The sequence below is a fragment of the Glycocaulis sp. genome, assembly GCF_051859565.1.
Lineage (GTDB): Bacteria > Pseudomonadota > Alphaproteobacteria > Caulobacterales > Maricaulaceae > Glycocaulis.
In genome coordinates this window covers 189208-197729 of the sequence record NZ_JBHYFK010000006.1, presented here as the reverse complement: position 1 = coordinate 197729, position 8522 = coordinate 189208, and the positions used below count along the sequence as shown (strand labels likewise).

Here is an 8522-nt window from a genome sequence, read left to right as displayed (position 1 = left end):
TTTTCTGGCAATCCCCCCCTCGCCGCTTCGCGGCACTCCCCCCGTAAACGGGGGGAGACACCCAGACGGTTCCGCCTCCGCCCGGAGTATCAGCTAAATGCGCGGCTTTGGCGCAAAAGAGCTGCTGGAATGCTACGCGCGCGGCGTCTTCCCGATGGCCGAGGACCGGGACGATCCGCGCGTTTTCCTGCTCGATCCTGACGAGCGCGGCGTCATCGCGCTCGACCAGTTCCACATCCCGCGCAGCCTGGCCAAGCAGGTGCGCAAGGACCGCTTCCACGTCACCGTGAACCGCTGCTTTCGGGTCGTGGTTGATCATTGCGCCGCGCCAGCGCGGGGCCGGGAAAACACCTGGATCAATGATCCGATCCGCAATCTCTATGGCGAGTTGCACGAGCGCGGCCATGCCCATTCACTGGAATGCTGGCATGAGGGCAAGCTGGTGGGCGGACTCTATGGCGTGAGTCTCGGCGGCGCCTTCTTTGGCGAGAGCATGTTCTCGCACATGACGGATGCGTCAAAAGTGGCGCTGGTCCACCTCGTCGCGCGGCTTAAAGCGGGGGGCTATACCTTGCTGGACACCCAGTTCATCACTGAACATCTGCAGCGCTTTGGCGCGCAGACCATTACGCGCAATGCCTATCACCGGCTGTTGCGCGAAGCGCTCAAAGACGATGGAGATTTCTTTGCGATGCCGGAGGGCCTGAGCGGCACTCAGCTCCTGCAGTCAATCACCCAGACATCATAGACGGGGTGATCGAGCGCGTTGAGCGCAGGGTTGGAAGCAAACATCCACCCCGAGAACAGCCGGTCGCCATCAGCGCCCGCGCCGAACCCGTCCGTGCGCTGGTCATTGATTTGCATGAAGACGAAAACCTCCGGCGGCTCCTCCGGCGGGCGGCGGCGGCAATAGCGCACGGTGATGTCCAGCGCGCCGAACGTGTAGGTGTCGCCGACATTGACCTCGAAATCGCGGGTCCGCGCCGTCACCTTGTCGAGGCCACGCAGCACCGCAATCGTGCCGGGCCGGGAGCTGAGCTCGCCGGGACGACGCGTTGCACGCTGGTCTTGCTGCTGTTCCAGCGGCGCAGTCAGCTCAGTGTCCGGTTCCTCGATATCCTCTGCCCAATCCTCCAGCGAGCCGGGCTCATCGCCTTCCTGGGCAAGAGCCGCAGAGGCAAGGATCAGGCTGGCGAGCACAAACGCGCAGATGGGCAGAAGCCGGGTCAGCAATGTCATCGTTGAAAAACTCCCCTCGCCCCATACTCACCAGCGCAATGCGGCAGCACAAGGGCGAATCTCCGGAGGCCAGTGGCCAGAACTGGCAGCGCCTAGCTGTCGCCGCCGCCGCGCCCGCCCGACACGAAGCCGCCGATCAGCTCGAACAGATCAACCGCGCCTTGGGTGAAGACGATCTCACCGCCTTCGGCGATCATGTCGTCATCGCCGCCTGCCTCGATCTCCACATAGGCCCCGCCCAGCAGGCCGGAGGCCGTGATCTTGGCGGTGGAATCGGCCGGGATCAGCACATCGCGGCGCAGACGAAGCCTGACTTGCGCAAAATAGGTTTCAGTATCGAGATCAATCGCCGTCACCGAGCCGACCGGCACGCCGGACACGCGCACTTCTGCACCCCGGGTCAACGCGCCGATTTCGGAAAACCTTGCCTGCAGCTCATAGCCGCCAGCGGAGGGGTCAGAGTCGAGACGCCCCTGCGCGAACACGAGGAACACCACCGCGACAACCAGCACGATCACGCCAACCAGTGTTTCGAGGACCGCTCCGCCGCGCATGGTTTACCTAGCCTTCCGGGTTCCAGCTCTCATAGTCCGCCGTCGAACGCGCACGCGGGCGCGGGTCGGCCAGCGAGCCGGCCGGGCGGTAGGCATAGACAGTGCCGGTCATGTTCGGCTTGTGGTCCAGCTCCCATTCGCGGCGCGGCAAAGGCGCATCAACGGGCGCTTCGGCAAAGGTGTGGTGCAGCCAGCCATGCCAGTCGGCCGGCACGCGCGAGGCATCGGCATAGCCGTTATAGATCACCCAGCGGCGCGGCACGCCGTCTGCGCCCGAACCGCTCTTGCGTTCCTGATAGTAGCGATTGCCGTAATCATCCTCGCCAACGAGCTTGCCGCCACGGCGAATTGTCCACAGCGCGCCCAGCGTCGCGCCATTCCACCAGGCAAACAGTCGTCCAATGAAGTCGAGCATGGCAGGTCCGCCCCTCGCGAAACATCAAATCAGGTGTGACGGTATATGCCTATCAAGCGCGCCTGCGTCCAGTGCGGCGGGCTGCGCGATACGCCACAGACCCTCAAACGCGCGCTTTCCAAACCCGATCGAGGCATGATGTATTGCGGATCATGAAGTTTTCCTTTGGTCCTGCCGTCATCGACCTGCCGCCATCCGCTTCTGTGGAAGCCGTCATCTACGGCATGGAAGCAACCCATCCGGACTCAATCGCCGGGACGTCATGGCGGATACACCGCGGCGGATATACGCTGTGTGCCGCTCTAACCGTTCACCAGCGCGCCGTAGAGATGCAGGAGCATCTTTCGAACGAGCTGCGCCGCAGCGTGTCAGTCGAACCTGTTCAATATAATGACGTTTCCGGATTCTATCACGGCAACGGTTTGCATCATGAATGGTGGCTAGACGCTTCGGGCTTCACCGTCATCTTTTCGATCAACGGCTGTTTTTCGGAAAGGGACGACCCATCGGCCCTGAACGCGCTCGTCGACACCGTCCGGACAGTCAGGCTGGCCAAGCGAGTTACGTAGAACCCGCGTCTTCAAGGCGTGCGCAGGGCTTTAGCGATCAGGCAGGGACGTCAGCGTGGTCGCAAACTCAAGCTGTTCTGGCGCCGCCCTCCAGCTTTCGACTTGGAAGAAGCCATTCTCCAGAAGCTGCGGGAGATCAGTGATGAACTGATCCATCTGTTGCTCTTGGATAGCAAATTCTTTGCGCCAATAGCGGTTATGTCCACGGTCTTGCGAACAGCACAGCCACAAGTTCCAGGTGAGGCTGTCCTCTCCTGCCAGATAAATCTGTATGAGGCAGCTCGGATTGTCTCCCCAGTGCAGGGAGCGCCCCGGCCAGTCCTTATCATTCTTGGTCAGGCGAAGCCCATTATTGCTGGCGAAACGCTCAATGAGCGCATCGACCCGCAAAAGCGGCGCTTCCAATACCCGCCATTGCTCCTGAGTGCCGTACCAGCCGCCGTTTGCCATATCCAAGCGATAGCACAAGTCCAGTTCCGCCAACCAGTCCCAACCGGGAGACCGTCTGGGCTGCCTTCCTTCGACTCACCTCCCCCGGAGGCGGTATCATTTGCCATGAGTGATTCGCGTCCGCTGCCCGCACGTCTTCGGGCGCGGCGGGAAGGGCTGCCGCCAGCAAGGCGGCAAACAGGGAAGTGTCCGCGCCATGACGATCCAACGCCGCCTGACCAAAGAAGGTGCCGATCCGCTGGCGGGGCTGGAGTTTGCCGAGCATCTGGCGGGCAATGCCGACCCGGATGCGCTCACCCCCCATGCGGTGAAGATCAGCGCGCCTGCAGGCTGGCCGGACAGCGCGGTGACGGCGCTGAGGCTTCTTACCGGGGCGGATGTTTCGGGAGGCATGCTGGACGGGCGCAAGGCGCTGGAAAGCACCGCCGCGTCGCTGGCCACTCTGGCGGGCGTGAAACCTGACAGTATCGAGGCGGCAGAGCTCCTGGCGAGTCTCGCCGCGCGCGAAGCCTGCCCCGCCCCGCATCTGTGGCGCGGCGAGGCGGAAGCCGACATGCCGCTGGAAACGCTCGCCAGCGGCCCGTTCGAGGCAGGCGCACTGATCAGCATGATCAACACCGCCGCGATGGCGGGCGCCGCCAGCGATGTCGGCGCGCGTATCGTGCGTGACCGGCTGGAGGCGGTGGCGCTCGCCTGCATCAACTGCGATGGCAGCGAGGGCGAGTGCTTTGACCCGCGCCATAACCGCGCCCTTGCCCGCTCTGTGCGCGCCGCGCGGCGCGACGGTGTGCCGGACGCGATGATCGAGCGCGCGATAGCACGCGCCCGCCAGGGCATCGACACGATCGAGGATGGCGCGGGCTTTGTACCCGACATGCCGGTCAATCCGGTGATCGAAATTGGCGCGAACCTGCTGACCGACACCGATCAGGGCGCGCGCGCCTTCCTGCGTGATCTCGCCGCGACGATCTGGACCCATGGCCAGCCCGCCTTGCGCTTTGATGATGCGGTTCTGCCTGAACCCGTCATCGTTCTGGACCTTTCTGCCTTTGCTGGCGATGACGCCGCGCTGGAACACGCCGCCACGCTGTGGGGCCTCGTGGCGGACAAGGCCGAAGGCAGCCTGCTGCTGGCAGGGCTTGGCGCGCTACTGGCGCTGGAGGGGCTTGCCTATGACAGCGATGAGGGCCGCGCCCGCGCCGCTGAACTGGCGAGCCTCGTTCGCGAGGCAAGTGCGGCTCCGGTCATCACCGGGCCTGTACCCGCCGAAATCGCAGCCTATCTGGCGCTCGCCACCCACGGGATCGACCCGGCAGGCATCGCCAGCAACTCGCCCACTGCACGGGACTTTGCGCAAACCCTGCTGGCGGAGCTGGATACAGACACGGCGACGGCCGCCCTCGCCCACGCCTTTGGCGCTGGCACGCTGTCGGGCCTTAATCCCGGCTGGCTTGGCGCGCTGAAAGAGGCGGGGCTGGACGCCAATGCCCTTGCCCGCATCGACACGATGATCGCCGATGGCGCGCCCGTCCGTCACGCCTTCAACCGCTGGACGGTGGGCGACGAGATCGCCCAGCGCTGCGGACTGAGCCCGGAGCGGCTGGAGCAGGCCGGCACGCGCCTGCTGGAAGCGTTCGGCGTCTCCGCGCTGGAGATCGAAGCGGCAGAGCGCTGGGTGCATGGCACCGGCGAGCTGCACACCTGTGAGGCCCTGCCAGAGGCGTTTAGAGCCGCGCTGGCGCCCGTCACGCCCGAAGCCCGCCTGACCATGGCCGCGGCGCTGGAGAGCGCTCTGGAAGCGCCTGCAGGGCTTGATCTGGTCCTGCCGGGTCATGCCACGATTGACGATGTGTCCGCGCTCATCCTGTCGGCGGCGCGTGAGGGCCTTAAAGCCATCCGCATCCGCCGCGAGGGCGAAGCGCTCTACGATCTGCTGGCCACGATCGAGTTTGACAGCGCCGACCGGGGCGAGCGCCCGGTCTTCACCGAGGAGCGCATTGTCGAGCGCGTGGTGGAGCGGCCCGTGGAGCGCGCGGCCAGCCGCCGCAAGCTGCCCGACCGCCGCAAGGGCTATATCCAGAAATCCACTGTGGGTGGCCACAAGGTCTATCTGCACACCGGCGAGTTTGAAGATGGGGAGCTCGGCGAGATTTTCATCGACATGCATAAAGAGGGCGCTGCCTTCCGCTCCCTGATGAACAATTTTGCCATCTCCATCTCCATCGGCCTGCAATACGGCGTGCCGCTGGAAGAATATGTCGATGCCTATGTGTTCACCCGGTTTGAACCGGCCGGCCCCGTCGAAGGCAACGACTCCATCAAGCACGCGACCTCGATCCTCGACTATCTCTTCCGCGAGCTGGGCGTCTCCTATCTGGGCCGCGAGGACCTCGCCCAGACCGATGCGCGCAAATCCGATCCGGGCGGCATCGGCAATGGCGTGGCGAGTGAGAAGGTCATCACCGGCGAGGAGGCTTCGCGCCTGATCTCGAAAGGCTTCTCGCGCGGGCAGCTGCCCGACAATGTGGTGATGCTGGGCAGCCAGCCGCGCAAGACACCGCCCGCGCCCGCCACCGGGTCAGGGCGCAAGGGCGATGCCTCGCCCGCCACACGGCCAGAGCCGGTCTATTCGGGCGAACCCTGCCCCAAATGCGGGCATTTCACGCTGGTTGAAGCGGGCACCGAGCTGAACTGCGAAGCCTGCGACTGGTCCGGCGCCCTGCCGGAGGGGTGAGGGGGGCGAGAACCCCTCCAGTTGTCATGGCCCGGCTTGTCCGGGCCACCCATGCCTCAGGCTTTCGTTTCCCAAGCCCTCGTCCTTCGAGACGGCTTCTGGCGAAGCCCCTCAGGATGAGGGCTTGGGATGCTCTTCCCCTCATCCTTTCGGACGCGGTGGCGCTCGAAGCACGAGGGGAAAAGGAATCTCAAACCGGCAGTTCGGTCGTGTTCTTGATCGCCTCCATCGCGAAGCTGGCGCTGACATCGGACAATGGCGCGATGGCGATGAGTTTCTTGTAGAACGCATCGTAGTCGGCGATCTCCGGCAGGGCGATCTTGATGAGGTAGTCCACCTCCCCGCTCATGCGGTAGAACTCGATCACTTCGGGCAGGCGCGCAACGCCTCTGGAGAAGCGCTCCAGCCAGTCTGCATCGTGGCGGCTGGTTTTCACGAAGATGAAAAGCGTAGCGCGCAGGCCCAGCCCTTCCTGATCGATCAGAGCCACACGGCCCCGGATCAGGCCCGCCTCCTCCATGCGCTTGATGCGCCGGTTGACCGGCGTGGCGCTGAGGCCCACGGCATCGGCCAGCTCCTGCACGGTCTGGTCTGCATTGGCCTGCAACAGACGCAAAATCTTCCGGTCGTGGTCATCAAGCTCCATGCTTGCAGCCTTCCATGGTTATTTTCACTACCATACGCGAGAATGCGCGCTGAAATAGGTCAAAAACACTCTCAAAGCCGTGATTTCCTGACAGCAAGAGGAGGAATCATGGCTGCGACAGACATTTCAGGCACCCGTAACGTGGACGCGCTGCGCGAAGGGCTGACCGCCCGGCTTGGCATGATCCGCACGCCATTCGGGGAGCGCCCGCTTGTCTATGCAGACTATACCGCCTCCGGCCGCCCGCACCGCGCGGTGGAAGACCAGATCAGTGCGCTCCATACCCTCCTCGCCAATCCGCATACCGAAGACAGTGCCACGGGCCGGGCCTCCAACGCCTGGCTTAAAAGCGCCGAAACCACCATCAAGCGCGCGGTGAACGCCTCTGCCGATGACGCACTTATCCCGTGCGGGGCCGGTGCGACCGCCGCCATCCACAAGCTGCAGGAAATCCTCGGGATTGCCTGCCCGCCTGCCAGCCTTGCCCGCATGGGCGATGCGGTCACCGCCGCTCTGGGGCCAGAGGCGAAGGCGGCTCTGGAAGCCCACCTTGCCGCCACACGGCCCGTCGTCTTTGTCGGCCCGTACGAGCACCATTCCAACGAGCTGAGCTGGCGCGAAAGCATGGCCGAAGTGGTGCGGGTGAAGCTCTGCCCCGACGGCGGGATAGAGTTCGCCGCGCTGGAAACCCTGCTGAAAGCCCCGCAATGGCAGGGAAGGATGCGCATAGGCGCGTTCTCGGCGGCCTCCAACGTCACCGGCATCATCACGGATGTGCGCCGTCTGGCGAAGCTCCTGCACGCGCATGACGCCATTCTGGCGCTCGATTGCGCGGCCAGCGCGCCCTACACGGCTATCGACATGCACCCTGCAGATGACCCCGATGCCGCCATCGATGCAGTGTCTTTCTCGCCGCACAAATTCGTCGGCGGGCCGGGATCGTGCGGCATTCTGGTATTTAACAAGGCCCTCTATCGGAAAGACCTGCCCCCTACCTGCTGTGCAGGCGGCACGGTGCGCTATGTGTGGGATGGCGGGCATGACTTCCTGGACGATGTGGAAGCGCGCGAGAAGGCCGGCACGCCGGGCCTGCCCCAGCTGGTGCGCGCCGCACTGGCGCTGGAGCTGCGCGATGCGCTGGGACTGGAGCGGCTGCATGCGATCGAGCAGGACTATCTGGAGCGCGCTTTCGCGGCGTGGCAGGACTGTCCCGGCGTCGAGATTTTAGGCCCGCAAGACCCTGCCCGGCGGCTCGCCATCGTGTCGTTCAATCTGCGCGATCCGCGCGGCGGCTGGCTGCATCCGCGCTTTGTCACGACGCTGCTGAGCGATCTGTTCGGCATTCAGGCACGCGCGGGCTGTGCCTGCGCCGGGCCTTACGCGCACGATCTGCTGGGTCTGGGAGAGGACGAGGCGCTGGCCTATCGCGAGGCCGTCCTCTCCGGTCATGCGGGCCTGAGGCCGGGCTGGAGCCGGGTCAGCCTGCACTGGGCGATGGACGAGGCCGAGATCGGCTATCTCATTGACGCAATTGCCTTCCTGTCGGCTGAGGGCTGGAAGTTTCTTGATCTTTACAGCTTTGACGTATCCACTGGCGCGTGGAGCTGGCGGGGCGCGGCACGCACGGATGCACGCGAGGCAATCTGCGGCGAATGCTCTGAAGACCGGGCGGCGCTGTTTGCCGCCCTGCTGGACGAAGCCAGGACACGCGCCTGCGCCCTCTCTCCCTGTCCGGACGCGCGTCCTCGCCTGCCCGAAGCGGTGGAGCGCTTGCGCCAGTTTTCCCTGCCGGTGGGGTAGATCCTCTTACCTCGTCATCCCCGCGCAGGCGGGGATCCAGAGATCATGGAGCGAAGACAGTGCCCGTTAGCTCTGGGTTCCCGCCTGCGCGGGAACGACGAAGGAGTAGAGGGAA

General features: G+C 64.6%; 9 protein-coding genes. 4 read left to right on the top strand and 5 right to left on the bottom strand.

Annotation, left to right across the window (positions count from 1 at the left end):
* Positions 1 to 97 precede the first annotated feature (97 nt).
* Entirely contained in the window at positions 98 to 748 is a 651-nt protein-coding gene (aat, locus tag ACTIGC_RS10510; protein WP_439634354.1) for a leucyl/phenylalanyl-tRNA--protein transferase, read from the top strand.
* Here the strand turns inward: aat and ACTIGC_RS10505 are convergent.
* The 3 genes from ACTIGC_RS10505 to ACTIGC_RS10495 all read right to left on the bottom strand — a co-directional run bounded on the left by ACTIGC_RS10505 (position 715) and on the right by ACTIGC_RS10495 (position 2208).
* A complete protein-coding gene (locus tag ACTIGC_RS10505; RefSeq protein WP_439634353.1) occupies positions 715 to 1239 on the bottom strand; it encodes a DUF2155 domain-containing protein in 525 nt (174 codons plus the stop codon). The two genes, aat and ACTIGC_RS10505, sit on opposite strands and share 34 nt — an antisense overlap.
* 92 nt (positions 1240 to 1331) lie before the next feature.
* Positions 1332 to 1793, bottom strand: a complete 462-nt coding sequence (gene mlaD / locus ACTIGC_RS10500) for an outer membrane lipid asymmetry maintenance protein MlaD (protein ID WP_439634352.1) — start codon at positions 1791 to 1793, stop codon at positions 1332 to 1334.
* Positions 1794 to 1800: 7 nt separating this feature from the next.
* A complete protein-coding gene (locus tag ACTIGC_RS10495) occupies positions 1801 to 2208 on the bottom strand; it encodes an NADH:ubiquinone oxidoreductase subunit NDUFA12 (RefSeq protein WP_188452065.1) in 408 nt (135 codons plus the stop codon).
* A gap of 152 nt (positions 2209 to 2360) precedes the next feature.
* Here ACTIGC_RS10495 and ACTIGC_RS10490 point away from each other — a divergent pair, with 152 nt between their 5' ends.
* Positions 2361 to 2777, top strand: a complete 417-nt coding sequence (locus ACTIGC_RS10490) for a hypothetical protein (protein WP_439634351.1) — start codon at positions 2361 to 2363, stop codon at positions 2775 to 2777.
* 30 nt (positions 2778 to 2807) lie between these two features.
* Here ACTIGC_RS10490 and ACTIGC_RS10485 read toward each other — a convergent pair whose 3' ends face one another.
* Positions 2808 to 3233 (bottom strand): hypothetical protein, encoded by a 426-nt coding sequence (locus tag ACTIGC_RS10485; protein ID WP_439634350.1) that lies wholly within the window; start codon positions 3231 to 3233, stop codon positions 2808 to 2810.
* A 190-nt stretch (positions 3234 to 3423) separates the two neighbouring features.
* Here ACTIGC_RS10485 and ACTIGC_RS10480 point away from each other — a divergent pair, with 190 nt between their 5' ends.
* A complete protein-coding gene (locus ACTIGC_RS10480) occupies positions 3424 to 5961 on the top strand; it encodes a TSCPD domain-containing protein (protein ID WP_439634349.1) in 2538 nt (845 codons plus the stop codon).
* A 190-nt stretch (positions 5962 to 6151) separates the two neighbouring features.
* Here the strand turns inward: ACTIGC_RS10480 and ACTIGC_RS10475 are convergent, their stop codons facing one another.
* On the bottom strand, positions 6152 to 6607 hold the full coding sequence (locus tag ACTIGC_RS10475) for an Lrp/AsnC family transcriptional regulator (RefSeq protein ID WP_371394913.1): 456 nt from the start codon (positions 6605 to 6607) through the stop codon (positions 6152 to 6154).
* Positions 6608 to 6715: 108 nt separating this feature from the next.
* On the opposite strand from ACTIGC_RS10475, the gene ACTIGC_RS10470 reads away from it, so the two are divergent.
* Positions 6716 to 8407 carry an aminotransferase class V-fold PLP-dependent enzyme gene (locus tag ACTIGC_RS10470; protein WP_439634348.1) on the top strand — a complete coding sequence of 564 codons (1692 nt, stop codon included), beginning with the start codon at positions 6716 to 6718 and terminating at the stop codon, positions 8405 to 8407.
* Positions 8408 to 8522: the final 115 nt, after the last annotated feature.

Coding starts and splice junctions, on each gene's coding strand:
- aat (WP_439634354.1), top strand. CDS start 98: ATGCGCGGCTTTGGCGCAAAAGAGCTGCTGGAATGCTACGCGCGCGGC.
- ACTIGC_RS10490 (WP_439634351.1), top strand. CDS start 2,361: ATGAAGTTTTCCTTTGGTCCTGCCGTCATCGACCTGCCGCCATCCGCT.
- ACTIGC_RS10475 (WP_371394913.1), bottom strand. CDS start 6,607: ATGGAGCTTGATGACCACGACCGGAAGATTTTGCGTCTGTTGCAGGCC.
- ACTIGC_RS10505 (WP_439634353.1), bottom strand. CDS start 1,239: ATGACATTGCTGACCCGGCTTCTGCCCATCTGCGCGTTTGTGCTCGCC.
- ACTIGC_RS10495 (WP_188452065.1), bottom strand. CDS start 2,208: ATGCTCGACTTCATTGGACGACTGTTTGCCTGGTGGAATGGCGCGACG.
- mlaD (WP_439634352.1), bottom strand. CDS start 1,793: ATGCGCGGCGGAGCGGTCCTCGAAACACTGGTTGGCGTGATCGTGCTG.
- ACTIGC_RS10470 (WP_439634348.1), top strand. CDS start 6,716: ATGGCTGCGACAGACATTTCAGGCACCCGTAACGTGGACGCGCTGCGC.
- ACTIGC_RS10480 (WP_439634349.1), top strand. CDS start 3,424: ATGACGATCCAACGCCGCCTGACCAAAGAAGGTGCCGATCCGCTGGCG.